The organism is Amycolatopsis saalfeldensis (assembly GCF_900110575.1).
Taxonomy (GTDB): domain Bacteria; phylum Actinomycetota; class Actinomycetes; order Mycobacteriales; family Pseudonocardiaceae; genus Amycolatopsis; species Amycolatopsis saalfeldensis.
The window spans coordinates 1-26,918 of record NZ_FOEF01000045.1; the positions used below are offsets into that span (position 1 = coordinate 1).

General features: G+C 70.8%; 28 protein-coding genes and 2 rRNA genes. 15 read left to right on the forward strand and 15 right to left on the reverse strand.

All coding sequences use genetic code 11. The annotated features are described in order from the left end of the window. The coding region (locus BMY97_RS44660; protein ID WP_143086504.1) for an integrase core domain-containing protein at positions 1-291 on the forward strand (291 nt) is incomplete at its 5' end. 433 nt (positions 292-724) lie between these two features. Here the strand turns inward: BMY97_RS44660 and BMY97_RS44665 are convergent. Then, positions 725-1,342, reverse strand: a complete 618-nt coding sequence (locus tag BMY97_RS44665; protein WP_218157023.1) for a helix-turn-helix domain-containing protein — start codon at positions 1,340-1,342, stop codon at positions 725-727. A 953-nt stretch (positions 1,343-2,295) separates the two neighbouring features. Between BMY97_RS44665 and BMY97_RS46695 the strand changes: the two genes are divergently transcribed. Continuing rightward, positions 2,296-2,598 carry a hypothetical protein gene (locus BMY97_RS46695; protein WP_143086521.1) on the forward strand — a complete coding sequence of 101 codons (303 nt, stop codon included), beginning with the start codon at positions 2,296-2,298 and terminating at the stop codon, positions 2,596-2,598. A 402-nt stretch (positions 2,599-3,000) separates the two neighbouring features. Beyond that, positions 3,001-3,204 carry a cold-shock protein gene (locus tag BMY97_RS44675; protein ID WP_091629631.1) on the forward strand — a complete coding sequence of 68 codons (204 nt, stop codon included), beginning with the start codon at positions 3,001-3,003 and terminating at the stop codon, positions 3,202-3,204. An 830-nt stretch (positions 3,205-4,034) separates the two neighbouring features. Here BMY97_RS44675 and BMY97_RS44685 read toward each other — a convergent pair. After that, positions 4,035-6,428, reverse strand: a complete 2,394-nt coding sequence (locus BMY97_RS44685) for an alpha-L-fucosidase (protein WP_091629675.1) — start codon at positions 6,426-6,428, stop codon at positions 4,035-4,037. A 159-nt stretch (positions 6,429-6,587) separates the two neighbouring features. Further along, positions 6,588-7,001: a MarR family winged helix-turn-helix transcriptional regulator gene (locus BMY97_RS44690; protein ID WP_091629635.1), complete on the reverse strand. Its 414-nt coding sequence runs from the start codon at positions 6,999-7,001 to the stop codon at positions 6,588-6,590. A 61-nt stretch (positions 7,002-7,062) separates the two neighbouring features. Between BMY97_RS44690 and BMY97_RS44695 the strand changes: the two genes are divergently transcribed. Next, a complete protein-coding gene (locus BMY97_RS44695; RefSeq protein ID WP_091629636.1) occupies positions 7,063-8,061 on the forward strand; it encodes an amidohydrolase family protein in 999 nt (332 codons plus the stop codon). Here the strand turns inward: BMY97_RS44695 and BMY97_RS44700 are convergent. Continuing rightward, positions 8,058-8,660, reverse strand: coding sequence for an MBL fold metallo-hydrolase (locus BMY97_RS44700; RefSeq protein ID WP_245787818.1), 603 nt, complete (start codon positions 8,658-8,660; stop codon positions 8,058-8,060). The two genes, BMY97_RS44695 and BMY97_RS44700, sit on opposite strands and share 4 nt — an antisense overlap. A 175-nt stretch (positions 8,661-8,835) precedes the next feature. On the opposite strand from BMY97_RS44700, the gene BMY97_RS44705 reads away from it, so the two are divergent. The 4 genes from BMY97_RS44705 to BMY97_RS44720 all read left to right on the forward strand — a co-directional run bounded on the left by BMY97_RS44705 (position 8,836) and on the right by BMY97_RS44720 (position 11,637). Beyond that, positions 8,836-10,011: a sialidase family protein gene (locus tag BMY97_RS44705; RefSeq protein ID WP_091629639.1), complete on the forward strand. Its 1,176-nt coding sequence runs from the start codon at positions 8,836-8,838 to the stop codon at positions 10,009-10,011. Between the two features lie 66 nt (positions 10,012-10,077). Further along, entirely contained in the window at positions 10,078-10,818 is a 741-nt protein-coding gene (locus BMY97_RS44710) for a thioesterase II family protein (protein ID WP_091629641.1), read from the forward strand. Between the two features lie 15 nt (positions 10,819-10,833). Next, positions 10,834-11,295 carry a nitroreductase family deazaflavin-dependent oxidoreductase gene (locus BMY97_RS44715; RefSeq protein WP_425425412.1) on the forward strand — a complete coding sequence of 154 codons (462 nt, stop codon included), beginning with the start codon at positions 10,834-10,836 and terminating at the stop codon, positions 11,293-11,295. A 9-nt stretch (positions 11,296-11,304) separates the two neighbouring features. Then, positions 11,305-11,637, forward strand: coding sequence for a YciI family protein (locus tag BMY97_RS44720; RefSeq protein WP_091629645.1), 333 nt, complete (start codon positions 11,305-11,307; stop codon positions 11,635-11,637). A gap of 6 nt (positions 11,638-11,643) precedes the next feature. On the opposite strand, the gene BMY97_RS44725 is transcribed toward BMY97_RS44720, so the two are convergent. The 5 genes from BMY97_RS44725 to BMY97_RS44745 are packed head-to-tail and all read right to left on the reverse strand — an operon-like array spanning position 11,644 to position 15,433. Beyond that, positions 11,644-12,591, reverse strand: a complete 948-nt coding sequence (locus BMY97_RS44725) for a sigma-70 family RNA polymerase sigma factor (protein WP_091629647.1) — start codon at positions 12,589-12,591, stop codon at positions 11,644-11,646. After that, positions 12,575-12,952: an SgcJ/EcaC family oxidoreductase gene (locus BMY97_RS44730; RefSeq protein ID WP_091629648.1), complete on the reverse strand. Its 378-nt coding sequence runs from the start codon at positions 12,950-12,952 to the stop codon at positions 12,575-12,577. The genes BMY97_RS44725 and BMY97_RS44730 overlap by 17 nt, the downstream gene beginning before the upstream one ends. 59 nt (positions 12,953-13,011) lie before the next feature. After that, on the reverse strand, positions 13,012-14,268 hold the full coding sequence (locus BMY97_RS44735; RefSeq protein ID WP_091629650.1) for an RNA polymerase sigma factor: 1,257 nt from the start codon (positions 14,266-14,268) through the stop codon (positions 13,012-13,014). After that, complete coding sequence (locus BMY97_RS44740; protein ID WP_091629652.1) at positions 14,268-14,651, reverse strand: YciI family protein; 384 nt, start codon at positions 14,649-14,651, stop codon at positions 14,268-14,270. The genes BMY97_RS44735 and BMY97_RS44740 overlap by 1 nt, the downstream gene beginning before the upstream one ends. Positions 14,652-14,689: 38 nt before the next feature. Continuing rightward, on the reverse strand, positions 14,690-15,433 hold the full coding sequence (locus BMY97_RS44745) for a TetR/AcrR family transcriptional regulator (protein ID WP_091629653.1): 744 nt from the start codon (positions 15,431-15,433) through the stop codon (positions 14,690-14,692). An 83-nt stretch (positions 15,434-15,516) separates the two neighbouring features. Here BMY97_RS44745 and BMY97_RS44750 point away from each other — a divergent pair, with 83 nt between their 5' ends. Beyond that, positions 15,517-17,073 (forward strand): FAD-dependent monooxygenase, encoded by a 1,557-nt coding sequence (locus BMY97_RS44750; protein ID WP_091629655.1) that lies wholly within the window; start codon positions 15,517-15,519, stop codon positions 17,071-17,073. Between the two features lie 7 nt (positions 17,074-17,080). On the opposite strand, the gene BMY97_RS44755 is transcribed toward BMY97_RS44750, so the two are convergent. After that, a complete protein-coding gene (locus tag BMY97_RS44755; RefSeq protein ID WP_091629657.1) occupies positions 17,081-18,439 on the reverse strand; it encodes an FAD-dependent monooxygenase in 1,359 nt (452 codons plus the stop codon). A 99-nt stretch (positions 18,440-18,538) separates the two neighbouring features. Here BMY97_RS44755 and BMY97_RS44760 point away from each other — a divergent pair, with 99 nt between their 5' ends. Continuing rightward, positions 18,539-19,099: a TetR/AcrR family transcriptional regulator gene (locus BMY97_RS44760; RefSeq protein WP_091629659.1), complete on the forward strand. Its 561-nt coding sequence runs from the start codon at positions 18,539-18,541 to the stop codon at positions 19,097-19,099. Here BMY97_RS44760 and BMY97_RS44765 read toward each other — a convergent pair whose 3' ends face one another. Continuing rightward, positions 19,100-19,720, reverse strand: coding sequence for an L-threonylcarbamoyladenylate synthase (locus BMY97_RS44765; protein ID WP_091629660.1), 621 nt, complete (start codon positions 19,718-19,720; stop codon positions 19,100-19,102). A gap of 95 nt (positions 19,721-19,815) precedes the next feature. Between BMY97_RS44765 and BMY97_RS44770 the strand changes: the two genes are divergently transcribed. The 4 genes from BMY97_RS44770 (at position 19,816) to BMY97_RS44785 (ending at position 23,089) form a co-directional block, all read left to right on the forward strand. Next, positions 19,816-20,535 (forward strand): MgtC/SapB family protein, encoded by a 720-nt coding sequence (locus tag BMY97_RS44770; RefSeq protein ID WP_091629662.1) that lies wholly within the window; start codon positions 19,816-19,818, stop codon positions 20,533-20,535. Positions 20,536-20,655: 120 nt separating this feature from the next. After that, positions 20,656-22,029 (forward strand): DivIVA domain-containing protein, encoded by a 1,374-nt coding sequence (locus BMY97_RS48040; protein ID WP_218157024.1) that lies wholly within the window; start codon positions 20,656-20,658, stop codon positions 22,027-22,029. A gap of 46 nt (positions 22,030-22,075) precedes the next feature. After that, a complete protein-coding gene (locus tag BMY97_RS44780; protein WP_091629663.1) occupies positions 22,076-22,750 on the forward strand; it encodes a CPBP family glutamic-type intramembrane protease in 675 nt (224 codons plus the stop codon). Positions 22,751-22,807: 57 nt separating this feature from the next. Continuing rightward, positions 22,808-23,089, forward strand: a complete 282-nt coding sequence (locus BMY97_RS44785) for a metal-sensitive transcriptional regulator (protein ID WP_091629665.1) — start codon at positions 22,808-22,810, stop codon at positions 23,087-23,089. A 33-nt stretch (positions 23,090-23,122) separates the two neighbouring features. Here the strand turns inward: BMY97_RS44785 and BMY97_RS44790 are convergent, their stop codons facing one another. Further along, positions 23,123-25,354 (reverse strand): heavy metal translocating P-type ATPase, encoded by a 2,232-nt coding sequence (locus BMY97_RS44790; RefSeq protein ID WP_091629667.1) that lies wholly within the window; start codon positions 25,352-25,354, stop codon positions 23,123-23,125. A gap of 12 nt (positions 25,355-25,366) precedes the next feature. Next, positions 25,367-25,573: a heavy-metal-associated domain-containing protein gene (locus tag BMY97_RS44795; RefSeq protein ID WP_091629669.1), complete on the reverse strand. Its 207-nt coding sequence runs from the start codon at positions 25,571-25,573 to the stop codon at positions 25,367-25,369. Between the two features lie 118 nt (positions 25,574-25,691). Between BMY97_RS44795 and cobF the strand changes: the two genes are divergently transcribed. After that, positions 25,692-26,453 carry a precorrin-6A synthase (deacetylating) gene (gene cobF, locus BMY97_RS44800; protein ID WP_091629671.1) on the forward strand — a complete coding sequence of 254 codons (762 nt, stop codon included), beginning with the start codon at positions 25,692-25,694 and terminating at the stop codon, positions 26,451-26,453. A gap of 119 nt (positions 26,454-26,572) precedes the next feature. Here cobF and rrf read toward each other — a convergent pair. Further along, positions 26,573-26,689, reverse strand: a 5S ribosomal RNA gene (rrf, locus tag BMY97_RS44805). A 92-nt stretch (positions 26,690-26,781) separates the two neighbouring features. Next, positions 26,782-26,918, reverse strand: a 23S ribosomal RNA gene (locus BMY97_RS44810); the annotation flags it as partial.

Here is a 26,918-nt window from a genome sequence, read left to right on the forward strand (position 1 = left end):
TCCGACCGTGGCGGGGAGTTCACGGCGCACCTGACGGCGCGAGCGTGTTTCGGTCACGGGCTGCGCCGGTCGATGGGCGCGACTGGGATCTGTTGGGACAACAGCCCGGCGGAGTCGTTCTGGTCGACGTTCAAGCACGAGGAGTACTACCGGCACGTGTACGCCACGAAGTCGGAACTCGTTGCTGCTATTGACAATTGGGTGAAGTTCTACAACAGTGTGCGGCGGCACTCCTCGATCGGGATGCTCAGTCCCGACACCTTCGAGCAGTCACTCCGCACGGCCGCCTGAACCCTCTTAAGCCCCTGTCCACCATTCGGGGTGAACCTCAGCGCGCGTGCTCCGAACCCAGTCAGACTGTGGATCCTGACGAGGCAACGAATTTCCAACACCTGCGGGTAGGTGTGTCGACAACGAGCGAACTCCGGGCCGAGCCACTCCTGTTTGCAGGCCGCGGACCACCGTATCGGCATTGTCGTTGGGGCATTCTCAACGGAGCAGGCCAGGATCTACGTCGAGCTGGGCATCGATCTCACCGCCTCGTCCACCTGTTCACTGGCCACATGGCCGGATGGGGGACTCTGTCAGCGTCCGGCAGTCATCGACCCGCAGGTTAGTGAAGGATTGTGGTGCCAGATCGACGAGGCCGGACAAGTCGCAGTTCCGCCTCGCTGGACCTGGCGCCGCCTACGGACAGCAGCCCGGCTGAACGCGGAACGACAGGCTAGCTGGCGCTATCCTTCAGGCCGTTGAGCTGGCGCTCAGCCAATGCCAGAGCGAGCTCGGCCTGGCAGAGCGCATGCTCACTCTCGCGGATGTGGCAGTACAGCCGCTGCACCGGAGGGGCGTCCTCCTCCCGCTCCGCCAGCTCGCCGAGGTCCCGCAGCTCGGCACGCGCCCCCTGCAGTTGGTCATCGTGGTGTACCGACGCCACGTTCAGACAGCTGACGTACTTCTGCCACCAGCACGCGCGCGACGGGCGGTCCAGGACCGTTCGGCCCTCAATCCAGGCACGCAGCTCAGGCTGGGAAAGGTCGTCCGGCAGCCCGGTGGCAAGCGATCCCTCGGGGTCAGGCATGTCGATGGGAATGTGCGCGAGCAGAACGGCGGGGGTCGTGTCCAGCGCGTAGGCGATCGCAACGAGATCGTCGACGGTCACTGATCGCTCCCGGTTCTCCATCTGCCGGATGTCCTCGGCGGAGACAGAGTAGCCGCGCTCCGAGACAACGTAGGAGAGATCGTCGCGGCTCAGCTCGCACAGCTGGCGGTACTGGGTGATGGCGTCGGACACGGCGAGGGATGTGGGAGACGTCGACGGCATGGATGGATCGTAGACGAGCACAAACGATCCCCCGCACCTCAAATTGGTTTGACAAGCGCTAGCAGTCGTGAGCAGCACGGAGACACCCATGAACCAGCTACGTACATGACCATGTCTGACGTGGGTGACCGTGCGGGAATCACATACCCTGCACGCAGGCGCACGACCAGGCGCTCCTGACACGCCAGCTGGACGTGCGGCGGAGGACTTCGGGCCGCAGCCAACCAAGATCAACACCATAGGTAACCCTCACTAATCAATGACCAACAGCGCTCACCAACGACCAGCAACCACCGTTCACAGAAGCGAACAGTGCAGGCAACGACCGCTATGGACCGTCGACGCTGATCAGTGAGCGGTGTCGCCTTCTAATCTCTAGGTCGCAGGTTCGAGTCCTGCCGGGGGCACCACCAGGGAAAACGCTGTGCGCAGTCCGCGCACAGCGTTCCCGCAGCGAGAAGCCCCCTCACGCAGCCACCCGGATGGGCCCGCGACCCCGGCAGCCCACAATGGACGGCCGCCGCTCTCGTCCACACCACACCGCACCCCGGAAGACGGATCGGTGAAGCGGCCGAATGGTCCAACAATCCCGGCCCGAGTTCCACTTGAGACAAGCTTGTTACCTCACGGGCGAAATGCCCGCCCAGTCGTCCAGACCACCCACCCGCGACGACTTGATCACACCCAGCCACAACCGCCGCCCACCCAGCGGCGCCCACAGCATGCCCAGCCACCACTCCCCGCGGCGCCGGCCGCCCGCGCAATACGGCCCACACCCTCCGCCGCTCACCCACACCCGCGAACCGGCCCACCAAACCAACCATTCGCTCAACACAACCCACCACTCACCCAGTCCCGCAGGCCGCTCACCCACTCGTGAACCTGCCCATCACCGGGGACCAGGCGACACCGCCCAGCCGGCCACTCAAGCCCGCCCGCCGCGTCGCCGGCCAACTCAAGCAAAGGACACCGTCGTGGAGCAGACCCCTCCCAGACCCCGGCGCCGCGCCGCCAACGAAGCGGCCCGGGCTGCGTTCCAGGAGGCTCGGCAAGCCGGTCTTGTGCGCCGCCACCTGCTGAAGCTCCGCTACCTCGCCGACCATCCCCGCACAGCCGAGGACGGCTTGCCGGCGGAAAACAGCGACCGCGTCGAGGCCCAGCCCAGCCCGGAACCCACCCGGCGGCAGCGACGGCGCGCCAAGCCCGTGCAGCCAGCCTTCGACTTCACTACCAAGCCGGCGCCAAAACAGTCCACATCGGACGCAGAAGCAGCCTGACGCCAAGCACGGCAACGAGATCGGGCGAGGCCGTTCACCACCGGCCGCCGGGCTGGCGTTGGCACAGTGACAGCAACCCTCCACGCCCCATTCCCACCATGCGAGACGGGACACCCGTCCCGCGGCGCTGAGCGCGAGCGGGCGTTCAGGCACGAGATGAACAGGAGATGAAAACAACCGGCGCAATCATCACTCCATTGGCCCAACCAGATTTGGAACCCAGCAGGTCCAGGCCCTTAAACCCAAGGCCCGAACCCCTCCCGGAGACCCCTTCGGGTGGCCTGACCAGGCCCTAAAACACGGGCAAGCGGGCCACGCCGGGGCAGGACTGGCAAGATGGACCCCGAGACCGGGATGTTCGTACGGGGCACCCGGCTCACAGATGAGAAAACAGGTAAAAGCATGGCTCAGGGCAGCGTCAAGTGGTTCAACGGCGAAAAGGGCTTCGGCTTCATCGCCCAGGACGGCGGCGGACCGGACGTCTTCGTGCACTACTCCGAGATCCAGGGTAACGGCTTCAAGTCCCTGGACGAGGGGCAGCGCGTGGAGTTCGAGATCGGCCAGGGCCAGAAGGGCCCGCAGGCTCAGCGCGTCGTCGCCATCTGATCCACTGGCGAAAGCGGGAAGGCCTTCACTCCTCGAGGGCGAAGGCCTTCCCGGCTGACCACCCAGCGCCGGGCCCGGTCTGACGGCTTCCCGGATCGCGCCGGAATCACCTCTTCAGCACCCCACTGCGCAGGAGCCTCCTCGCGCCGCGCGGGGCATCCGGTAACGCAGGAGCGGAGACCGCCTCACCCGGTCCGCACTGCACCGAACCGAGCAGCACCGCATCAAGCCGCACCGCTCCGCACCTCACTACATCAAGCCGAGCCGCGCTGGTCGGCATGTGCACCGAGGCCAAGCCACTGCGGACCGCGCCGCATCAGGCCGAGTCACCCCGGCCCCCACTGCATCAAGCCGAGCCGAGCCGGTCGACACCTGCACCGAGGCCGAGCCACTCGGGACCACTTCGCATCGACGCCGAGCCGCTCCGCATTGCATGAAGCCGAGCCAGTCGACACCTGCACCGAAGCCGAGCCACTCCGGCCCCATCGCATCGACGCCGAGCCGCTCCGCACTGCATGAAACCGAGCCAAGCCGCTCCGGTCGACATGTGCACCGAGGCCGAGTCACTCGGACCGCGGAACCAAGGTCCGCCCCAGCCGCCTCCCCTCGCCGGAGTGGAGCGCACCGGTCGCTTCCTTCGTGTACAGCTCGCCGTTCCGTTCGTACGGAGCAGTGTCCAGCGGCGAGGCCAGGCCCAGTAGGACAGTCCACACCAGCCGCCCGGCGGGAAATGCCCAGCCGTACAACAAGAATCCACACCCCGGCCAGGCCCAGGGGGACGCCCCGGGGCCAGGCCGGGGCGCCGGAATCAGCAGCAGCCGGCGGGAAAGTCAGCTCCAGTCCACTTTGAACACCCAGACGTAGCGCCCTGCTTCACGGGCGGCGGACGGGACGTCGATCACCAGGGCACCGTCCTTCTGGTGCCACGAAAGGCGGCCGCGGTAGCCCAGCATGGTGATTCGGTCGCCTGGGTTGATCGGGACCGGGGCGTCGACGACCAGCTGGCTGCCCGGCGCGACGAGTGAGCTGATGTAGAACGACGAGTTCTGCTTGACAGTGAAACGCAAATCGCCCAGCTGGGCCATGCGGGACCAGTAGGTGGTGCCGTAGATCGACTCGCCGTTGGTCTTCAGCCAGGCGCCCGCGTCGCGGAGGTGGTTCTGCATCACCGCGGGGATGGTGCCGTCGAAGTCGGGGCCGATGTCCAGCAGGAAATTGCCGTTCTTCGAGACGATGTCGACCAGGGTGCGGACCACTTCCTCCGCCGTCATGTACTTGTCGTCCGGTGTCGCGCGGTTGTAGCCGTACGAGAACGGGTCCAGGCCGCGGCTTGATTCCCACTTCGCGACGACGGTGTTCGGGTACGTCGTGTATTCCGGTGTCGTGAAGTCGTGGTCGGGGATTCCGCCGCGGTCGTTGACCGTGACGTCCTTGGCGTGCCTTCGGTTCTTGGCCTGGTTGAAGTACTCGGTGAGCACCGCTCGGCTGTCGTTGACACCGCCGATGTCGAACCACAGCACATCCGGGTCGTACCCCGAAATCAGCTCCAGCACCTGCGGCGCCTGATAGTCCTTCACGAAATCCCGCCCGGCCCGATAACCCGTGTACGGCAGGCTCGCGCCGGTGTACGGGTTGCGGGGCGCGTGCCCCATCCACGGGTTGTCCGGGTTGAACCACTCCGGCAGCGAGAAATACAGGCCGTTGCGCAGCTTCGGCGTGTACTTGCGCGAGGCGGCGAAAAGCTCGGCGACGACGTTTCGCTTCGGGCCCAGCTTCATCGAGTTGCGATCGCTGAGCTTGGTGTCCCACAACGCGAATCCGTCATGGTGCTTGGAAGTCAGCACGTAATACTCGGCGCCCGCGTCCTCGATCAGCCGCACCCAGCTGCGTGGGTCGAACTTCTTCGCGGTGAACATCGGGATGAAGTCGTCGTAGGTGAAGTCCTCGCCGTAAGTCTTGGCGTGGTAGGCGTAGGTCGCGCCGTTCGGGTCCTGCTGGTTCTGCCAGTACCACTCCGCGTACTGCTGCCCGACCGGCGCCCACGCCGGCACCGCGTACACACCCCAGTGGATGAAGATCCCGAACTTCGCGTCCGAGAACCAGTACGGCGCGCGGTGCGTGGACAGCGACTCGTCCGTGGGCCGGAAATCCGGCACGCCGAGCGTGATCGGGACCTGCTGCGTGGCCAGCGTGACGCGCCCGGCGGTCACCTTCACTTGCCCGTTCGCGGTCGTGCCGGGTGGGACGGCGGCATCCGGTGTCAGGCCGAGGCGCACCACGGACTGCTCCCCCGGCGCGAGCCAACGGATCGTCGCGGGCACCGAGGTGCGGCCGCCGGGGACGTCGACGGTCACGGTGATCCGGTCGCGCGCGCCCAGCCACACCGTGCCCGCGTTGACCACGGTCGCCTCGACCGCCTGCGGGCCGCCGTCGGCGAGCAGGTTCGTGGTCGAACGGCCGTCGAGCACCAGCGCGGCCCGGCCCTCGGCGACCGGCTGCAGGGTCATCGCGAACACGTGCAGGCTCGACACGTTCGCCGCGGGCTCCGCCGTGACGGGCAGGGTGATCGCGACCGCGTCCCGCAGCGGGTCGACCCACACCTGACCGGTGCCGATCGACACCGGGTTCTGGTCGACGGCGCCGCCCGGCGCGTACCGGAACGGCGTCACCAGCGCGCCGCTGCCGGAGTACCAGTCCGGGCCCGAAAGGCTGCCTTCGCTGGTGCTGCCGTCGGCGTAGTGGACGGTCGCCGTGCCACCGGTGGTGCCGTAGCTCGCGGCGACCAGGAAGTACGCGGCGAAGTACCGGCCCTTCGGCAGGTCGACGCGCTGGCCCAGCGCCACCACGTTGTTCTTCGCGCCCGCGGCGGCGGAGCCCAGCCGGTACGGCACACCGCCGGCGGTCACCGTCTGGCCGACCGGCAGGTGCTCGGCCGGGAACGCGTAACCGGAGCCGTCGAAGTTCCCGTCGTGCACGGCCGCGCTGTCGATGCCGTCGTTGGAGAACCACTGATCGAGCGGGACGGGCACCGGGGGCGGCGCGGGCACGATGGGCGAGCCATCGGCGCCGAATGCGCCGGACGCGCCAGTGCCGGTTGCGCCGAACGCCGGGGCCGTCCCGGCGACGCCCAGTGCGACGGCGCCGCCGAGGGCCAGGCCGAGGGCTTGGCGGCGGGGTAGGTCGTCATTGAACCTCCACAGCGAGAGTCCAGTGGTCCGATGCATCCGCATACCGAACCGCGCCGCGGACGCGTTCAAGCGATATTCACCGATGAAGTGACCCGATTCATCTGATGAATCATCGTGTCTAGCGAGAGGCACGCTGTCAAGGACAAGTCGGGTGAGGGCCCGCGGGCCTTCCCGCCGGCACTGTCCGAAAAGGACTCAGAGCGCTTCGAGAGCGGCGAGGAAGCTTTCGACCTGGTCCGGGGCGAGCTTGCGCAGGCGCCGGGCCAGCCCGGGGCGGACGCGCGCGGCGATCGCGGCCGTGGTGCGCTCACCCTCGGCGGTGAGGATGACGCGCGAGCGGCGGGAGTCCTCGGGGTCGATGCGGCGCTCGATCAGACCCGCCTTCACCAGCCGCGTCAGCGCCCGGCTCACCACCGCCGGGTTGAGGCCGAGGTCGCTGACCAGCCCGCCCGGGGTGTCGACCCCGAGCACGATGGTGCGCAGCAGGAAGAAGTCGGCCAGGTCGAGGTCGGCCGCCTCGGCGACATGGGCCCGGGCGTCGGCCAGCGCCGACTTCTGCAGCCGGAACACGGCGTCGAGCAGGCGCAGCTCGGGGGCCGGATCGCTCATCCACCAAGCATATCAGGCGGCAACTATTGACAATAGTCAACTAAGTGCTTGACTCGGGCCCATGACCACGAAGAACCCCGAGCGGGTCGACTTCCACCACCACGTCTTCCCCGGCGGCGAGCTGGCCCAGCTGCTCCAGCGCACGCTCGTCGAGGACTCCGGCTGGACCTTCCCCGCGGGCGCGCCCCAGTGGACCCCGGAGACCAGCCTGGCCTTCATGGACGGCCTCGGCATCCGGACCGCGATCCTGTCGCTGCCGAACGACCTGGAGCACAACCTGGAGCCGGAGCGACGCCGGGTGTTCGCGCGCGAGGTCAACGAGCTGGCGCATCAGGCCGTCGTGGACCACCCCGGCCGGTTCGGCTTCTTCGCGCACCTGCCGACCCCGACCGACGTCGACGCGGCGCTCGCCGAACTGACGTACGCCTTCGACGAGCTGGGCGCGGACGGCGTCACGCTGACGAACGTCTACGGCACCGGCGAAGACGCCCGTTCGATCGGCGACCAGGTCTTCGAGCCGCTCTGGGCGGAGCTGGACCGACGCCGTGCGCTCGTGTTCCTGCACGGCGAGCAGACCCCGGGGCGCAACCGGATGCCGAACCGGTTCCTGCCGACGCCGGTGAGCGAAGTGCCGAACGAGACGTACAAGGGCGCCGCGGACCTCGTCACCAGCGGGCGGAAACGGCAGTACCCGAACGCGCGGATCATCCTTTCGCACTCCGGCGGGAGCACTCCGTTCCTCGCCGCGCGCGTGGCCGTGCTCTCGTCCTATCTCGGCTGCGAATTGAGCCCCGAGGAAATCATCGCCGACTTCCGCACCTTCTTCTTCGAGACAGCGCTTTCCGGATTCGAGACGAACCTGGCCGCACTGGAGAACTTCGTGCCGCCGGAACAGATCCTGTTCGGCACCGACTTCCCCGCGGTCAGCCCGGAAATGGCCGGCTGGTACACGAAAAACGTCGACACGTACTTCGCGGAGCGGCCTGAAACGCTCGGGAAAGTCATGCGCGGCAACGCCGAGACGCTGCTGCCCCGGCTGCGTGAAACGGCGAACGGCTAGGCCCACGAATCCTGTTCCGCCCCCAGCTCGGTGTCGTATCCGTGGCCGGGGTGCACCACGGTTTCCCCGGGCAGCACCAGCAGTTTCCGGCGGACCGAATCGTGCAGCGCGGAACGGCTCGACCACGCGTCACCGGTCAGGCCCGCGCCGCCGGCCAACAGGGTGTCGCCGCTGAAGAGCAGCCCGTCGTCGGGCAGGTGCAGGCAGACGGACCCGGCGGTGTGACCCGGCGTGTGCAGCACGACCACCGGGGAGCCGGCGACGCTGAGCACCTGCCCGTCGGCCAGCTCCGCGTCCGGGCGGCGGCCGGGGTTGACGCGGGCCCACAGCTTCTCGTCGCCGGGGTGGAGCAGCACCGGAGCGCCGGTCGCGTCGGCCACCGCGAGGGCGGCGTCGGCGTGGTCGTTGTGGGCGTGGGTGCAGACGATCCCCACCACGTCGCGGCCGTCGACCGCGGCGAGGATCGCGCTCGCGTCGAAGCCCGCGTCGACCACCAGCACCTCCTCCTCGTCGCCGAGCAGCCAGATGTTGGTGTCGACCGCGAACGACACCCCGTCGAAGCGATAGTTCCCGGCGGTCACCGTCAGGTCCACGTCCACGCGTGCACGCTCGCACGCCGCGCGGGACCCGGCGGTCTCAATAAGCGACACGGTCCTTGACGAACGGCGCACCGGCTCCCTAGATTGCCGGACATAGGACGTCGGACATCCCATGTCTAGTCAGCCAAACCCGTATCCCCCGGCGCCATCACCTGAGTGAGGAGGCGGAAACCCGGTGTCACCGATCCGCAGATTCGGCGCGACCCTGCTCGCCGTGGCCACCGTCTGGCTGCCGTTCGCCCCGGCGGCCGCCGCCGCTCCCGGCTGCACCTCCTCGGTGCCCTTCACCTCCGGCACCGAGGGCTACGACACCTTCCGCATCCCCGCGGTGGTGCGCGCGGCGAACGGGGCACTGGTGGCGTTCGCGGAGGGACGGCGCGATTCGGCTGGCGACTCCGGCGCCATCCAGACGGTTTCGCGCACTTCCCGTGACGGCGGCTGCACCTGGGGCCCGCTCGCGGTGGTCACCGCCAACGGCGACGCCACCGCGGGCAACCCGACCCCGGTGCTCGCGCGCGACGGCGAGCTGGTGCTGCTGACCGTCCACAACGGACTTGTATCGGAACGGCAGATCATGTCCGGCCAGGCGTCCGATCAGGACACCCGTCGGGTGTTCGTCCAGCGCAGCAAGGACAACGGCCGCACGTGGACCGCCGCACGCGACATCACCGCGGACACGAAGCTGCCGGGCTGGCGGTGGTACGCCACCGGCCCCGGGCACGCGACACTGCTGCGCCACGGACCGCACGCGGGCCGGATCGTGGTGCCCGCCAACCACTCCAGCGCCCCACCCGCTGGCTCACCCGACGTCGGCACCGAGGCGAAGTACTACGGCGGCCACGACCTCTACAGCGACGACAACGGCCGGACCTGGCACATCGGCTTCACCGACGATCGCACCGACGGCGTCATCGCCGCGAACGAGACGTCCATGACCGAGCTGCCCGACGGCACGCTCTACTTCTCCAGCCGCAACCAGGGGTCCGCCGCCGAGCACCGGGTCGACGCGTACAGCGCCGACGGCGGCCGGACGCTCGTCCGGCCGTACCAGGTCCAGCCGACGCTGTCCGGGACGAAGGTCGAGGGCAGCGTGCTGCAGACGACGATCCCCTGGCTGATGCTGTACTCCGGCCCGGCCGACCCGGCCACGCGCGCGGTGATGCGGCTGCGGCTGAGCACCGACCGCGGGCACACCTGGCGCGCCGGCCGCACGGTGGCCGCCGGTCCGGCGGGCTACTCCGACCTCGTGCAGGCCGATCCGGGCACCGCCGGCCTGCTGTACGAGACGGGGAAGTCCGGCCCGTACGAGACCGTCGTGTTCCAGCGGATCCCGCTCGGGCAGACCGGCTGACCCCGGGCACGGCGGCGGCCTCCCCCTCCGGCAGGATCGAGGACGATCACGACGGAGGGGGAACCGATGGGCGAGGACCCGTGGATCCGGCGCTACCACCCGGCGGACAACGCATCGGCCCGGCTGGTGTGCCTGCCGCACGCGGGCGGCGCGGCCTCCTACTTCCACCCGGTGTCCCGGGCGCTCTCGCCGGCCGCGGACGTGCTCGCCGTCCAGTACCCCGGGCGGCAGGACCGGCTGGCCGAGCCGCCGCTGCGGTCCGTGCCGGAGCTGGCCGACGCGATCACGCAGGAGCTGCTGCCCTGGCTCGACCGGCCCGTGGTGCTGTTCGGCCACAGCATGGGCGCCACGCTCGCGTTCGAGATCGGGCTGCGGCTCGAGGCCCGGGGCACCGCGCCGCACGCCGTTGTCGTCTCGGGGCGACGCGCGCCGTCCCGGCATCGCGAGACAACCGTGCACCAGCGCGACGACGAGGGCCTGATCGCCGAAGTCGCACTGCTGGACGGCACCGACCCCCAGGTGTTCGAAAACCCGGAACTGCGCGAGATGGTCCTGCCCGCGCTGCGCGCCGACTACACCGCGATCGAGACGCACCGGCCGGCCGCCGACGCCAAGCTGACCGTGCCGCTCCACGCGCACGCCGGCGAGGACGACCCGCGCGCGAGTGTCGAGGAGGTCCGCGCCTGGTCCGCGCACACCACCGGCGCCTTCACCTTCACGGCGTACCCCGGCGGCCACTTCTACCTGAACGAGCAGGCGCCCGCGGTGATCGCGGCCCTGCGGACCGTCGTGGCCTCGGCGTCGTAGGGTCCCCGGATGGAACTGCGAGCTGTGTTCGCCGGATTCGGCAAGAGCAAGGCGTTCGCCGCGATCGGCCGGGCGCTGATGCCGGCCGACCGGGTGCTGCTGCGGGTCAGCGGCGGGCGGCTCGGCGTCGGCACCGCCCTCGGGCTGCGCACGCTGCTGCTCACCACGATCGGCCGCAGCAGCGGCGAGCCGCGCCAGGTGCCGCTGCTCTACGTCGAGCGCGAGGGCGGTTACGTGGTCATCGCGTCGAACTGGGGCGGCGAGAAACACCCGGCCTGGTCGGCGAACCTGATCGCGCGGCCGGACGCGACCGCCTCGGTCGGCGGCCGGACGGTGGCCGTGCGCGGGCGGCTGCTCGACGGCGCCGAGCGGACGGAAATGTGGGACGCGGTGGCGTCGTACTGGCCGGCCTACGACCGTTACGCCGTCCGGGCCGCGCACCGCGACATCCGCGTGTTCCTGCTCGAACCCCGTTAAGGAGAAAACGTGCCGCAGTACGCGATCCTGATCTACGAGCGCGAGACCCCCGGCGGCATGGCCGACCTCCCGCCCGAGGTCCTGGCGGCGCACGGCCGGGTCGAAGGCCTCATCGCCGCCTCGGGCGGGGCGCTGATCGCGGGGTACGCGACCGAGCCGACGTCGATGACGCGCTCGCGGCGTGGCCCGGTCGTCACCGAAGGGCCGTTCGTGGCGGGTGAAGCGGCGATGTCGGGCTTTTTCGTCGTGGAGGCACGGGATCTGAACCATGCCGTGGAGATCAGCGGGTTCGTGCCGGTGCTGGACGGCGGCGTCGAGGTGCGGCCGTTGCTGGGCGGCTGAGCCGGTTCACGGAGCCAGCACGGGCGGCAGGCCGAACAGCTCGGGCAGCGCCGGGTCCTGGAACACGACGATGTGCGACACCCGCCCGGCGCGCACCGTGAACAGTTGCAGGGTGTGCAGGCGGTAGACGCCGTCGCGGCGGCAGTAGGCGGCCAACGTGGGCTGGCCGTTGGCGGCCGACGGCAGCAGGCGCCAGTGCGGGCCGCGCATCGCGAACAGCCGGACCATGAACCGGCCGTAATCCGTGGCGCCGCGGTACCAAAGGGGCACCGGCGGCATTTCCAGCACGACGTCGTCGGTCAGCAGCGAAACCAGCGCTTCGACGTCCGCCGTTTCGAACGCCTGCACGTAACGGTCGATCACCGTGCCGTCGGTCTCGGCCAGGCCCTCGGCCGAGGCGCCCGCGACGCCCGCGCGCGCCCGTTGCAGCGCGCTGTTCACCGACGCCGTGGTGGTGCCGAGCATCGTGGCGACCTCCGCGGCGCTGAACTCCAGCACCTCCCGCAGCACCAGCACCGCCCGCTGCCGCGCCGGCAGCAGCTGCATCGCCGCGACGAACGCGAGCCGCAGCCCGGAGCGGGCGGTGGCGAGCGCGGCCGGATCGCCGAGCCGGGCGTCGGGAAACGGTTGCAGCCACGGCACGTCGAACGACGGCGTGAGCGGCGCGCCCGGATCGTCGCTCGGGCCGCCGAGCCCGGCCGGCAACGGCCGCCGCGCCCGGCCTTCGAGCGCGGTCAGGCAGGCGTTGGTCGCGATCCGGTACAGCCACGTGCGCACCGAAGCGCGCGCGGCGTCGTAGGAATCCCACGCCCGCCACGCGCGCAGCATCGTCTCCTGCACGAGGTCTTCGGCCTCGTGCACCGAGCCGAGCAGGCGGTAACAGTGCACCACCAGCTCGGCTCGGTGTGCGGCCGTGCTGGCCGCGAAATCGGGCACCTCAGTGCGCCGCGGCATTGCTGTAGGCGGCCACTGCCCACTCGCCGCCGCGGCGGGTGAACACCCAGGTCGCCACGATCTCACGCGCCTCGGGCACCGAATCCTCCCCCGCGAACAGGACCCCGCCGCGGCTGACCGCGATCGCGGTGTCGCCCGCGACCCGGATGTCCTGCGGCTCGTCGACGGCACGCGACCCCTTGAGCGGGCCGTCGAACCCGGCGGCCATGTGCTCGCGGATGGCGGCGCGGCCCTGCCGGAAAACGCCGGGCAGCACCACGGTGGCGCCCTCGGTGTAGAAGGCCGCGAACGCGTCGGCGTCGTTGTCGGCCCAGCTCTGGTAGAGGCGGGTCATCAGGCCGCGGATCTCGGTGTCGCTCATCGCTGTCTCCCTTACGACGGTCTGTGGTCGCAGGTACCTACCGGCGGCGCCGCCGGAACTCATCGGTCCGCCGAAAGAAAGGTCGCCGCCCTGGACTGGAGGTAGCGGCGCTCGGGCAGGCTGGTGGTCCGTTCGGCCGCGCGCAGGTAGTGCTCGCGGGCCGCGGCGTGGTCGCCGGCGAGTTCGAGCAGGTGCGCGCGGACGGCGTCGAGCCGGTGGCCCTGCTTGATCCGGCTGTCGCCCTCGATGGTGGTCAGCAGCGCCAGCCCTTCGGCCGGGCCGTGGACCATGGCGACGGCGATCGCGCGGTTCAGCGTGACCACCGGGCTCGGCGCCAGCTCCTCCAGCACGCCGTACAGCTCGAGGATCTGCGGCCAGTCCGTCCCGTCCGTGCTCGCCGCCTGGTCGTGCAGCGCGGCGATCGCGGCCTGCACCTGGTACGGCCCGGCCGGGCCGCGGCCGAGCGTCCGGCTGATCAGCTCCACGCCCTCGACGATCACCGGCACCGTCCACAAGCGACGGTCCTGCTCGGCCAGCGGCATCAGCGCGCCGTCGGGCCGGGTGCGCGCCGGGCGGCGGGCGTCGGTGAGCAGCATCAGCGCGAGCAGGCCTGCGACCTCCCCGTCGTCCGGCAGCAGGGCCAGCACGGCGCGGGTGAGCCGGATCGCCTCGGCGGTCAGCTCGACTCGGTGCAGCTGTTCGCCGGAAGACGCGGTGTAGCCCTCGTTGAAGATCAGGTACAGCACGTGCAGCACCACGCGCAGCCGCTCCGGCCGCTCCTCGGCGGACGGCTCTTCGAAGGTCGAGCCCGCCGCGGCGATGCTCTCCTTCGCGCGGGTGATCCGCCGCGTCATCGTCGGCTCCGGCACCAGGAACGCGCTGGCGATCTCCGCCGTGGTCAGGCCGCCGACCGCGCGCAACGTCAGCGCCACCTGCGAGCTCGGGGTCACGGCCGGATGGCAGCAGAGGAACAGCAGCGTCAGCGTGTCGTCCCGCTCCGGCGGCCGGTCCTCGCCCGGGCCGGGCACGATGCCCACGGGCTCCTGGACCGCGACCGTCTCCTCGCGACGACGGCGCGCGCTCTCGCTGCGCCACTGGTCGGTCAGCCGCCGCGTCGCGACGGTCACCAGCCAGGCGCGCGGATTGCCCGGCACCTCGCCGCCGGACCACTGTTCGACGGCTGCGAGCAGCGCCTCCTGGACCGCGTCCTCGCACGCTTCGAACTGCCCGTACCGGCGCACGAGCGTCCCGAGCACCCGCGGCACCAGCGGCCGCAGCAGCTCGGCGACGGCGTCGGGCGTCAGCGAGCGGGTCATCAGCCGAAGTCGGTCTCGGTCTCCGCGTCGGCGAAGAACACCACCGGGCGGACCTCGATGCCGAGCCCCTCGATACCCGCGTCGGGGATCATCGCCGCGACCTCCAGCGCCCGGTCCCGGCTCTCGCACTCGACGAGGTAGTAGCCGGCCAGGAACTCCTTCGACTCGATGAACGGCCCGTCGGTCACCACCGGCGCCCCGCCGCGCACGCGGACCACGGCGCTCTCGTCCGGCCCGCCCAGCGCCTGGGTGCTGATCAGCTCGCCGGAAGCGCGGATCTTCGCGATGAAGTCGCCGTGCCCGGCCATCACCGAATCGCGGGTCTCCTCGGACAGCGCGTCCCACACCTCGGGGTTCATGTGCATCGTCAGCAGGAACTTCACGTCGTCCTCCCCGGAGCCGGCAGGTCAGGCACCCCAACCTAGCGGAGCCGCGCGGCGATGCCGTCGAGCAGGCATTCGAGCCCGAGGGTGAACTGGGCGTCCTCGTCGGGCGGGGCCGGGGCGTCGGCGCCCTCGCCGAGGAAGCCGCGCATGTACCGGCCGAGCAGCGGGTACGGCCCGACGTCGCCCTCGCCGTCGCCGAACCACTGGCGGGCCAGCCGCCGGACGTCCTCGATATTGCCGAATGCGTTGCGCTGCAACATCTTCTGTTCCTCGACCCGCTGCAGGGCCTGGCCGACGAGATAACCGTCGAGCAGCCGCTGGTAGCCGAGCGCGGCCGGCAGCCCCTGGCCCTGGCGGTCGAAGACAGCCAGCACGAACTCCTGGCGCCGGTTCGACTCCGGCCCGGCCGGCGGGCGCGTGTGCACGAGCTGGGCGAACCAGGGATGGCGTTTCATCATCGCCCACGAGTCGAGGGCCACCCGGGTCAGTTCGCCGCGCCAGTCGTCGCCCGGGTGCTCCGGCGTCGGGACCTCCGCGCCCGCGACGTCCAGCATCAGGTCGACCAGGCCGTCCTTGCTGTGCACGTACCGGTACAGCGACATCGGCGTGGACGAGCCCAGCTCCTTGGCCACCGCGCGCATGGTCAGCGCGTCGGCGCCGCCGGCGTCGGCCAGCGCGACCGCGGCGCGCACGATCTCGGCCCGGCCCAGGCCCCAGCGCCGGTCCGGGGGCTCGGGCAGCAGCCAGATGGGTGGGGTGGGTGGTCCCTGCGCGCTCACTCGGCCTCCTGTCGCTTGTGTACATCGTACTCGACGTGTACAACGTACATAGAATGTACGACGTACACGAACGGAGTCTGGGGATGACCGAACGAGTTCCGGTGCTGATCGCCGGTGGTGGAGTGGCCGGACTGACCGCGGCGCTGCTCCTCCAGCAGCAGGGAGTGGCCACGGTGCTGGTCGAGAAGCACGCGAGCACGTCACCGCAGCCGAAGGCACGGCGGTTCAACCAGCGCAGCAACGAGGTGTTCCGCGCGCTCGGCCTGGACGATGCGGTCGCCGAAGCGAGCGCGCCGCTGGCGTCGTTCAACGGGATGCTCACCGGCACGACGCTCGCGGACGCGCAGTGGCCGGAAGTCACCGAAGCGATGCGCGCCGGCTTCGCGAAGCACGCGACCATGAGCGACCACAGTCCGGCGCCGAGCGTGCTGTGCCCGCAGGACGTACTGGAGCCGGTGCTGCGCAACGCCGCGGAAGCACGCGGCGTCTCGGTGCGGTTCGCGACGGAACTGGTGTCGTTCACCCAGGACGAAACCGGCGTCACGGCCGAGCTGCGGCCCGCCGGCAGGGAGCCGTACCGGCTGGAGGCCGAGTACCTGATCGCCGCCGACGGCTCGCGCAGCCCGATCCGCGAGGCGCTGGGCATCCCACGCAGCGGCTACGGGCGCCTGGCGGACAACCTGGACATCGCGTTCCGCGCGGACCTCACCGAGCTGGTGCGGGACAAGCGGTTCAACCTCTGCACGATCGAGAACCCGGCCGCGTCCGGCGCGTTCGCCTCGATCAACGGCACCGACCGGTGGCTGTTCTCGACCTCGGACTTCCCCGGTTCGGCCACGCTGGACGACCGGGGCTGGCGCGAGCTCCTGCGCACCGTCGTCGGCGTGCCGGACCTCGACGTCGAGGTGCTCGGCCGGATGCCGTGGGAGTCCGGCATGCACGTGGCGGACCGGTTCGCCGAGGGCCGGGTCTTCCTGGCCGGCGACGCCGCGCACGCGATGCCGCCGATGGCCGCGGCCGGCGCCAACACCGCGATCGCCGACGCGCACAACCTCGCCTGGAAGCTGGCGGCCGTGCTCCGCGGCACGGCGTCGGCCGCGCTGCTGGACACCTATCACCTCGAGCGGTACCCGATCGCCTACGCGACGGCGGAGTTCTCCAGCCTGGTCAGCGGTCACCTCGGCACCATGGTCAAGTCGGTCACCAGCGGCGAGGGCCCGCGGTTCGACCCGTCGGCGGCGATGTTCGGCGTGCAGTACGACGAGGGCGCGTTCGTCCCGGACGGCCGCGGCCCGGCGCCGGTGGACCACTACGGGCCCGCCGGCCGGCCCGGCACCCGGGTGCCGCACGCCTGGCTCGACGGGGCCGGCGCGCCCGGGGTGTCCACTGTGGACCTCGCCGGTCCCGGTTTCGTCCTGCTGACCGGCCCGGACGACCGCCGGTGGGCGGAGGACGCCGAGGCGCTCGGCCTCCGGCTGGTCCGCATCGGCGACCCCCTCTGGCTGGCCGAGGTCGAGCTCGGCGACGACGGCGCCCTGCTGCTGCGGCCGGACGCCGTCGTCGCCTGGCACTCGTCCTCGGGCCTCGGGCTCCGTGACGCGCTCGCCCGGGTGCTGGGCCCGGTCGAGGTCAACGTGTGAAGCCAGGTCAGCCGGTGAAGTAACCGGCCGGGTCGCCGACCCCGGCGACATACCCGTCGGGCCGCACCAGCACCTCGCCCTCGCCGCGCGCGAACACGACGTGCTCGGGCAGCCCGGCGGGCCGTTTCCGCCCGATGTGCACGAACCGGCCGCCGCGCAGCAGTTCGTACAGCCGGCCTTCGGGCAGGTCGGCGTCCTCGGCGCGGGCGCCGACCCGGCGGTCCGCCCCGCGCGGCGGCGCGTACCGGATGCCGATGCCGGACACGACGCCCGCGGCACGGCGGCCGAGCGGGCCGACGGACAGCGCACCGGCGATCACCCGGTCGCGAGCCGGCCGCTGCTTGGCCATCGCCAGCCGGATCATCGCGCCGCTGCTGCGCAGCACCCGCTTCCCGACCGGGTGCCGCTCGGCTTCGTAGGAGTCGAGCAGGCTCTCGGGCAGCTGCCCGGACAGCACCGCGGCGAGCTTCCAGCCGAGGTTGGCCGCGTCCTGCAGGCCGGTGTTCATGCCCTGACCGCCGGCGGGCGTGTGCACGTGCGCGGCGTCGCCGACGAGGAACACCCGGCCGTCGCGGTACCGCGGCACCTGGCGTTCGTCGCAGTGGAAACGCGAAAGCCAGCGCGCGCCGTGCATGCCGAGGTCGGTGTCCAGCGAGCGGCGGGTGACTTCGCGGACCTCGTCGAGATCCAGCGGCACGTCTTCGGCGACCTGGCGGCGCCGGTCCCACGCGGTCACGCGGTACCAGCCGTCACCGAAGGGCGCGACGAAGGCGAAGGCGTCGCCCACGCTGCTCACCCGCAGGGCGTTCCCGGTCGACTCGGTGAGGCGGACGTCGGCGAGCATGATCGACTTCAGGATCGGGCGGCCGTCGAACGGCAGTCCCAGCTCACGCCGCACCACGCTGTGCGCGCCGTCGGCACCCACCAGGTACCGGCCGCGGCGGCGTCCGCCATCGGCGGTGGTCACGTCCACCCCGCCGGCGTCCTGGCGCACGCCCGTCACCTTGGCGCCGAAAGCGAACTTCACCCTCAGCCGCTCAGCCCGGGCGCGCAGCACCTGCTCGGTGCGCGTCTGCGGCGTGATGAGCATGTAGCGGTGACGGCCCGGCAGCCGGCCGAAGTCGAGGTCGGCCGGCACGAACAGCCGCAACCGGCGCAGCCGCAGGCCGGTGGCGATCAGCTCGTCGGCGATCCCGCGCTGGTCGAACTGCTCCAGGGTCCGGGCGTGCACCCCGAACGCCCGGGTGAGGTTCGACGCGGTGGTCCGCCGTTCCAGCACGGTGACGCCCACGCCTGCCTCCGCGAGGTCGCCCGCGAGCAGCAGCCCGGCCGGTCCGGCACCGGCGATCAAGACGTCCGACTCCATCTCCGCTCCTTAGGTCAACAAGCGTTGGTCAACACCCGTTGGCAACGGTAGAACCGGCCGCGCTCGACTGTCAACAGCCGTTGGCCTACAGTCGTTGGCATGACCTCGGTGAAACCCCGGCGTTCGGACGCGACCCGGGCCGCGATCCTCGGAGCCGCACGTGAGCGCTTCGCGGCGGACGGCTACGAGCGCGCGACGATCCGCGCGATCGCCGCGGACGCCGGCATCGACCCGTCGATGGTGATGCGCTACTACGGCAACAAGGAGAAGCTGTTCGCCGCCGCCGCGGACTTCGACCTGCGGCTGCCCGACCTCGCGGCGCTGCCGCACGAGGAGGTCGGCGCGAAGCTGGTGCGCCACGTGCTGGCCCGGTGGGAGGACGACGAGACGATGTTCGCGCTGATGCGCGCCGGCGTCACGAACGAGGTGGCGGCGGAGCGGCTGCGCGCGATCATCGCGGACCAGGTCGCCCCGCAGGTGGCGAAGCTGTGCCCGGACCCCGCGCAGGTGCCGGTGCGGGCCGGGCTGGTGGCGACGCAGCTGCTCGGCCTCGCCCTGTGCCGGTTCGTGGTGCGCATCCCGCCGGTCAGCACGATGAGCGCGGACGAGGCCGTGCGCTGGATCGCGCCGACGCTGCAGCGCTACGTCCTGGGCGGCTGACTACTCGAAGCGCGACGCGTCCCCCGCGCCGTACCGCACGACCTCGGCCTCACCCGAGGAGAAGTCGATCACCGTGGTGGGCTCCACGCCGCAGTCGCCGGAGTCGATCACGGCGTCCAGCACGTGGTCCAGCTCCTCCTTGATCTCCCAGCCCTGGGTGAGCGGCTCGCCGGACTCCGGCAGCAGCAGGGTGCTCGACAGCAGCGGCTCCCCCAGCTCGGCGACCAGCGCCTGGGCCACGACGTGGTCCGGGATGCGCACGCCGACGGTCTTCTTCTTCTCGTGCATCAACCGCCGCGGCACCTCCTTGGTGGCCGGCAGGATGAACGTGTACGGGCCCGGGGTGGTCGCCTTGATCGCGCGGAACACGGTGTTGTCCACGATCACGAACTGCCCGAGCTGGGCGAAGTCCTGGCAGACCAGCGTGAAGTGGTGCCGGTGGTCCAGCTTGCGGATCGCCCGGATGCGCTCCATGCCCTGCTGGTTGCCGAGCCGGCAGCCGAGCGCGAAGCAGGAGTCGGTCGGGTAGGCGATGAGGCCGTCTTCGCGGAGCAGGTCGACCACCTGTCCCACGGAGCGCCGCTGGGGGTTCTGCGGGTGCACGTCGAAGTACCGGGCCATGCGGGGAGCTTAGGGGTGATCCACCTGAGCGGCGCGGGGGCGGCCTCGCGAGCGGCGCGGCGGCGCGGCAAAGTGAGGCGCGAAGGAGGTTCCCCGTGGACGCACTCTGGTCGACCGGCGCGCAGTGGTCGCTGCTGCCGCCGGTCCTGCTCGCGCTGGTGCTGAGCACCGCGATCGGCCTGGAACGCGAGGTCGGCAACAAGGCCGCGGGCCTGCGGACGCACACGCTGGTCGGCGTCGGCGCCGCGGTGATCATGCTGGTGTCGAAGTACGGGTTCGCCGATCTGCTGAACACCGAGCACGTGGCGCTCGACCCGTCGCGGATCGCGGCGCAGATCGTTTCGGGCATCGGCTTCATCGGCGGCGGGCTGATCTTCGTCCGGCGCGACGCGGTGCGCGGGCTCACGACGGCCGCGACGGTCTGGCTGGCGGCGGCCGTCGGCATGGCCGCCGGCGCCGGGCTCCCGGTGCTGGCCGTCGCGACGACGATCGGGCTGATGCTGATCACCCGCGGCTTTCCGCTGCTTTCCCGGTTCATCGACCGCCATCGGCGCTCGCTTCCCATTCTGCGGCTGAGCTATGCCGACGGGCACGGAGTTTTACGAAACGTTCTCACCGCGTGTACCGGACGCGGCTGGGTCGTGCATCAGGTCGCGGTCGACCGGGAGACGGTTTCCGAAGAGGGACAACGGATCGCGGTCGTCACCCTGCGCCTGCAAGGGCGCGGCGACCTCACCGATCTGACCGCCGAACTCGCCGAATTGCCCGGCGTTCGGAGTACCACGACGGGCGCGGAAGACCCGCTCGAAGATTGATCAGGGTCCCGGCACCCACTACGGGCCGATCTTGGGGCAGTATGGATGACACACGGAAACCCCGGCGTCGCAATGGATTCGAGCGGCCGGGGCGAAACCATCCAAATGGGAGGTGAGGCTATGGCCCCCGGCGGTGGCGAGGACCTGACGTCCGTCCGGCCGAGCTTCGACCCGAGCTGGCGCGGCTATCATCGCGGCCAGGTCCGGGAATTCGTGGCCTGGGCCCAGGACGAGTTCCGGCGGATGGCGGCCGAACGCGAAGCACTCGCGCGGCGCCTGACCCTGCTGGCGGAGCAGAACCGGGAATTGCACACGAAGATCGACCGCATCAGCCGCGTCCCGATCGAACCGGACGCGCTGCAGGAGCGGTCCCGGCGGATGATCGAGCTGACCCGCGAAGAGGCTTCGGAAATCATCAAGCGGGCCAAGGAGAACGAGGAACGCTCGCGCGCCGCCGCCGAAGCCGAAGCCGTCCGCCTGACCGAGGAAGAGCGCGCGCTCGTCGCCGCCACCAAGGCCGACCGCGAGCAGCAGCGCCGGGAACACCAGGACTTCATGCGCGCCGCGGCCGCCGAGCGGGCCGAGGCCGATTCCGCCGCGGCCGCCCGCCGCCGCCGTCTCGAGGACGATCTCACGCAGGCGCTGAACTTCCGCCGCAACGAGGCGCTGCGGGTGCTGGCCGAGCAGGCCGCCGCCGCCAAGACCGAGGCGGAAACCCTGGTCCAGAGCGCAACCGCCGAATCCATCCGGCTCCGCGAGGACGCCGACAAACACGCCGACGACGTCACCCGGGCCGCCGACGCCCATGCCGCCAAGGTGACCGCCGAGGCGGAGCAGCTCGCACTCGAGCTGACCACCGACGCCCGTACGCAGGCCGAGCAGGTCACCGCCAAGGCGCAGGCCCGGGCCGACCGGCTCACCACCGAGGCCCAGTCGCGAGCCGAGCAGCTGACCACCGAGGCCGAGGCCCACGCCGCCAAGGTGACGGCCGAAGCGAAGTCGCTGGCCGAGCGCGTGACGACCGAGGCCGACGCCCACGCCGCCCGCGTCAAGGCCGAAGCCGAGCGGCTCACCGCCGAGACCGAGCGTCACGTCACCCAGGTCAAGACCGAGGCGAGCGAGTACGCCACCCGCGTCACCACCGAGGCCAAACGGCGCAGCGCCCAGCTCGCGACCGAGGCGGAGACCCGCGCGAGCCGCGTGATCACCGACGCCGAGCAGCACGCCGGCCGCGTCACCGCGAAGGCCCAGCAGCACGCCGCCCAGGTCACGAAGGACGCCGACGAGTACGCCGCCCGCGTCACCACCGCGGCCGAGCACCGCGTCGCCGAGCTGGCTGCCGTCCACACCCGCTTGAAGGCCAGTCTCGCCGGCTGCCGCGAGCTGCTGGCCACGGCGAACGCCGCGCTGGACCCCGTCGACGACACCGATCCCGGGACCGTGCCGATCCAGCGCCGCAAACCCGCACTGACCGAGGCCACCCCCACTGCCTGACCTGCACCGGCCCGCCACGGCGGCGAGCGCCAGACGTGTCATCGCCGTGGTCGTCGCCGTCCTGCTGCTGGCCGCCTGCACCACGCTCGCCAACCGCGTGGTGCCCGGCTGGGCCTATCCCGTCTGCGGCGCCGTCACCGCCGTGCTCCTGCTCGCGCTCGCGCGCTGGGCGGGCCTCGGCGCCGCCGACCTCGGGCTCAGCCGGTCCACGTTCAAGCGCGCCCTGCTCACCGGCCTGCTCGGCGTCGCGTTGATTCTGCTCGTCTTCGGCATCGCGGCGGCGGTCCCTTCGCTGCGGACCGTTTACCACGACGGCCGGGTCGGCGCCCCGGACCTGCTGCAGCTGCTCTGGCTCACGCTCGGGCGCATCACGTTCGGCACCGTGCTGGTCGAGGAGATCGCGTTCCGCAGTGTGCTGCCCGCGCTGCTCGGCGCGCGCGACGACCGCTGGCGCTGGCCGCCGATCCTGGGCGCGGCCGCGTTCTTCGGGCTGTGGCACTTCCTGCCCGCGCTGGCGATCGGCCGCAACGCCGCCGTCCACGCGGCCCTCGGCGCTGTCCCGCCGGTGGCCCTGCAGGTGCTGGCGATGGCCGCCGCCGGGGTCGCGGGCATCTTCCTGCACGCCTGGCGTCATTTCGGCCGGGGTGTCACGGCCTCGATCCTGGTCCACTTCACGACCAACGTCGGCGGGCTGGTCATCGCCGTCGCCGTCCAGGCCTGAATACGCCGGGAGGGTATAGTTGAACGGACACGGAGAAGACGAAGGGGACGGTGCGCGATGACGGGCTACGGGAGCGAGCGGGATGCCTACCTCAAGCGCTTGCGCCGCATCGAGGGGCAGATCCGCGGCCTGCAGCGGATGGTCGAAGAGGACAAGTACTGCATCGACATCCTCACGCAGGTGTCCGCGGCGACGAAGGCCCTCCAGTCCTTCTCGCTGGAGCTGCTCGACGAGCACCTGGCGACCTGCGTCGTCCAGGCCGCGGCCGCCGGTGGCGAGGAGGCCGACCTGAAGGTCCGCGAGGCCTCCGACGCCATCGCCCGGCTGGTCCGCTCCTAGCCGTCAGCAGCCGTCAGCAGCCGTCAGCAGCCGTCAGCGCGCGGCGCGGAATCCGCGCAGGCGCAGGCTGTTCGACACCACGAACACCGACGAGAAGGCCATCGCCGCCCCCGCGATCATCGGGTTGAGCAGTCCGAACGCGGCCAGCGGCAGCGCGGCCACGTTGTAGGCGAACGCCCAGAACAAGTTGCCCTTGATCGTGCCGAGGGTCCGCCGCGAGAGCCGGATCGCGTCGACGGCCGCCCGCAGGTCACCACGCACGAGCGTGAGGTCGCCGGCCTCGATGGCCGCGTCCGTGCCGGTGCCCATCGACAGGCCGAGGTCGGCCTGGGCCAGCGCGGCGGCGTCGTTCACGCCGTCGCCGATCATGGCGACGACCCGTCCTTCGGCCTGCAGCCGCTTGACGACGGCCACCTTCTCCTCGGGAAGCACCTCGGCCACCACCTCGGTGATGCCGGCGGCGTCGGCGATCGTCCGCGCGGCACCCGCGTTGTCTCCGGTCAGCAGCACCGGGCGCAGTCCCAGCGCGCGCAGCCCGGCCACCGCTTCGGCCGAGGTCGGCTTGATCGTGTCGGCGACCACCAGCACCGCGCGGGCCACGCCGTCCCACGCCACGAACACCGCCGTCGCACCACGGGCTTCCGCGGCGGCCTTGGCCTGGGCCAGGTTCTCGTCGATCGTCACGCTCCAGTCGGCGAGGAAGGCGGCGCGTCCCGCGATCACCGCCCGGCCCTCGACGACCGCGGTGACGCCCAACCCCTCGCTGTTGCGGAACTCCTCCGCCGCGGGCAGCTCGCCGATCCGCTCGCGCGCACCGTCGGCGATGGCCTTGGCGATGGGGTGTTCGGACGAGTGCTCGACGGCGCCCGCGAAGCGCAGCACCTCGGCCTCGGTGGTCCCGCTCGCGACGTGGACTTCGAGCAGGCTCATCCGCCCGGTCGTGACGGTCCCGGTCTTGTCGAGCACCACGGTGTCGACGCGGCGGGTGGATTCGAGCACCTCGGGTCCCTTGATCAGGATGCCCAGCTGCGCGCCGCGGCCGGTGCCGACGAGCAGCGCCGTCGGCGTCGCCAGGCCGAGCGCGCACGGGCAGGCGATGATCAGCACCGCGACCGCCGCGGTGAACGCCTCACTCGCGTCGCCCCCGCTCGCCAGCCACCCGGCCAGCGTGATCAGGGCCAGCACCAGCACGATCGGCACGAACACCGCCGACACCCGGTCCGCCAGCCGCTGCACGGCCGCCTTGCCGTTCTGCGCCTGTTCGACCAGCCGGGCCATCTGCGCCAGCCGGGTGTCGTCGCCGACGCGGGTCGCCTTCACGACCAGCCGGCCGCCGACGTTCACCGTCGCGCCGGTCACGCCGTCGCCCACCGCGACCTCAACGGGCACGGACTCGCCGGTGATCATGCTGAGGTCGACCGCGGAGCCCCCTTCCGCGACCACGCCGTCGGTGGCGATCTTTTCCCCGGGGCGCACCACGAAGCGGTCGCCGACCCGCAGGTCGCCAACCGGGACACGGGACTCCTTGCCGTCGCGAAGCACGGTGACGTCCTTCGAGCCCAGCTCGAGCAACGCCCGCAAAGCAGCACCGGAACGTCGCTTCGACCGGGCCTCGAAGTAGCGGCCGGCGAGGATGAACGTGGTGACGCCGGCGGCCACCTCGAGGTAGATGTTGCTGGTGCCCGAGCCCGGGGTGACCGTGAACTCGAAGCCGTGGCGCATGCCGGTCATCCCGGCCATGCCGAAGAACAGGGCGTACAGCGACCAGAGCGTCGCCGCGGCCACGCCGAGGGAGATCAGCGTGTCCATCGTCGCGGCGCCGTGGCGCAGATTCGTCCACGCGGCGCGGTGGAACGGCCAGGCCCCCCACACGACCACCGGCGCGGCGAGCGTGAGCGAGAGCCACTGCCAGTTGTCGAACTGCAGGGCGGGGATCATCGACAGGAGGATGACCGGGACGGTGAGGACGGCCGAGTAGATCAGCCGCTCACGAAGCGGCCGGGTCTCGTCGACCTCCTCCGCGGGCTTCTCCGGCTCGGGCTTCTGCGCCGTGTACCCGGTGGCCTCGACGACCCCGACCAGGTCGTCCACCGAAACCGTGTCCGGGAACTCGACGTGGGCCTTCTCGGTGGCGTAATTGACGCTCGCCGTGACGCCGCCGACCTTGTTGAGCTTGCGCTCGACCCGGGCCGCGCACGACGCGCACGTCATCCCGCCGATGACCAGCTCGACCGTCCGAGGGGCGGTGTCCGCCGAGGTGCTCATGGTGCCTCCCTGTTACGCGACGAGCCGGTAGCCGGCTTCGGTGACAGCCGCCGCGACAGCGTCCGCGGCGAGCGGCGCTTCGCTGGTGACCTTGACCCGGCCGGACTCCAGGTCGACGTCGACCGCCCGGACTCCCGTGAGCTCGCCGACCTCTTCGCGCACCGCACCGACGCAGTGCGCGCAGGTCATACCCTCGACGGTGTAGGTGGCTTCAGTCATCGATCCGGCTCCTTCGGCAGTGGTCTGGCCCCGATGACTTCTTTATACCCCTCCGGGGTACGGGTTTACCACCCGGCCCGGCTGTGGGACCGGTTACCCCGCGCGGCAGACTGCGGGCATGCGGAAGATCTACGCGATCGGGATCGGCGCCGGCGACCCGGAGCACCTGACCGTCCAGGCGGTGGACCGGCTCAACCGGGTCGACGTGTTCTTCATGCTCGACAAGGGCGACGCGAAAGCCGACCTGGTACGGCTGCGTCAGGACATCTTGGACCGCTTCGTGACGCGCCCGGGCTACCGCGTGGTGAGCGCGAAGGACCCCGACCGCGACCGCACGCCGAACGACTACCGCGCCGCCGTCGCCGATTGGCACCAGGCGCGCACCGACGTCTACGAGCGCCTGCTCCGCGACGAACTCGCCGACGGCCAGACCGGCGCGTTCCTGGTGTGGGGAGATCCCTCGCTGTACGACAGCACGATCGCGCTGATCGAGGCGGTGCTCGCGCGCGGGAACGTGTCATTCGACTACGAAGTGGTGCCGGGGGTGAGCAGCATTTCCGCCCTGGTGGCCCGGCACCGCACCACGATGAACCAGATCGGCCGCGCCGTGCAGCTCACCACGGGCCGGCGCCTGGCCACCGGCTGGCCCGAGGACGCCGACGACGTTTTCGTGCTGCTCGACGCGCACACGACGTTCGACCGTTTCGTGGATGCGGGCTTGGAGATCTATTGGGGCGCATACGTGGGGACGCCGGACGAAATCCTGCGCTCCGGCCCGCTCGACGCCGTGCTCGCCGCGGAGATCAACTCCGTGCGGGCGGAGGCGCGGGAACGGCACGGGTGGATCATGGACACCTACCTGCTGCGCCGGCCCGCCTGATCTTGCCTACGGCGCCGTTGTCTCGGCGGACCTGTTTTTTGGAAAGGTGCCGAAATAGCAGTAGGGCCCCGGGAGAACCGTTGCGGGTTCTCGACCGGGGCCCTGACTATCTAAGTAAAGTTCGGCGGCGTCCTACTCTCCCACAACCCTTCGGTTGCAGTACCATCGGCGCTTCCAGGCTTAGCTTCCGGGTTCGGAATGGGACCGGGCGTTTCCCTGGCGCTATAACCACCGAAACACTACGAAACAACACACACCCACCCTCCAGCCGTGGCTGGTGGTGCCGGTGTGGTGTTTCAGAGCTGTAGAGTGGATGCGTAACATCTTCGTGGGCAAGTCCTCGGCCTATTAGTACCAGTCAACTCGACAACACATTACTGTGCTTCCATTTCTGGCCTATCAACCCAATGGTCTCTTGGGGGCCTTAACCCACATGGGGTGGGATACCTCATCTTGGAACAGGCT

What these genes read in the sequence shown, in the direction of transcription:
- BMY97_RS44675 (WP_091629631.1), top strand. Translation starts at nt 3,001, where the DNA reads ATGGCTCAGGGCAGCGTCAAGTGGTTCAACGGCGAAAAGGGCTTCGGC.
- BMY97_RS44685 (WP_091629675.1), bottom strand. Translation starts at nt 6,428, where the DNA reads ATGCATCGGACCACTGGACTCTCGCTGTGGAGGTTCAATGACGACCTA.
- BMY97_RS44690 (WP_091629635.1), bottom strand. Translation starts at nt 7,001, where the DNA reads ATGAGCGATCCGGCCCCCGAGCTGCGCCTGCTCGACGCCGTGTTCCGG.
- BMY97_RS44695 (WP_091629636.1), top strand. Translation starts at nt 7,063, where the DNA reads ATGACCACGAAGAACCCCGAGCGGGTCGACTTCCACCACCACGTCTTC.
- BMY97_RS44710 (WP_091629641.1), top strand. Translation starts at nt 10,078, where the DNA reads ATGGGCGAGGACCCGTGGATCCGGCGCTACCACCCGGCGGACAACGCA.
- BMY97_RS44725 (WP_091629647.1), bottom strand. Translation starts at nt 12,591, where the DNA reads ATGCCGCGGCGCACTGAGGTGCCCGATTTCGCGGCCAGCACGGCCGCA.
- BMY97_RS44730 (WP_091629648.1), bottom strand. Translation starts at nt 12,952, where the DNA reads ATGAGCGACACCGAGATCCGCGGCCTGATGACCCGCCTCTACCAGAGC.
- BMY97_RS44735 (WP_091629650.1), bottom strand. Translation starts at nt 14,268, where the DNA reads ATGACCCGCTCGCTGACGCCCGACGCCGTCGCCGAGCTGCTGCGGCCG.
- BMY97_RS44750 (WP_091629655.1), top strand. Translation starts at nt 15,517, where the DNA reads ATGACCGAACGAGTTCCGGTGCTGATCGCCGGTGGTGGAGTGGCCGGA.
- BMY97_RS44755 (WP_091629657.1), bottom strand. Translation starts at nt 18,439, where the DNA reads ATGGAGTCGGACGTCTTGATCGCCGGTGCCGGACCGGCCGGGCTGCTG.
- BMY97_RS44760 (WP_091629659.1), top strand. Translation starts at nt 18,539, where the DNA reads ATGACCTCGGTGAAACCCCGGCGTTCGGACGCGACCCGGGCCGCGATC.
- BMY97_RS44765 (WP_091629660.1), bottom strand. Translation starts at nt 19,720, where the DNA reads ATGGCCCGGTACTTCGACGTGCACCCGCAGAACCCCCAGCGGCGCTCC.
- BMY97_RS48040 (WP_218157024.1), top strand. Translation starts at nt 20,656, where the DNA reads ATGGCCCCCGGCGGTGGCGAGGACCTGACGTCCGTCCGGCCGAGCTTC.
- BMY97_RS44785 (WP_091629665.1), top strand. Translation starts at nt 22,808, where the DNA reads ATGACGGGCTACGGGAGCGAGCGGGATGCCTACCTCAAGCGCTTGCGC.
- BMY97_RS44790 (WP_091629667.1), bottom strand. Translation starts at nt 25,354, where the DNA reads ATGAGCACCTCGGCGGACACCGCCCCTCGGACGGTCGAGCTGGTCATC.
- BMY97_RS44795 (WP_091629669.1), bottom strand. Translation starts at nt 25,573, where the DNA reads ATGACTGAAGCCACCTACACCGTCGAGGGTATGACCTGCGCGCACTGC.
- cobF (WP_091629671.1), top strand. Translation starts at nt 25,692, where the DNA reads ATGCGGAAGATCTACGCGATCGGGATCGGCGCCGGCGACCCGGAGCAC.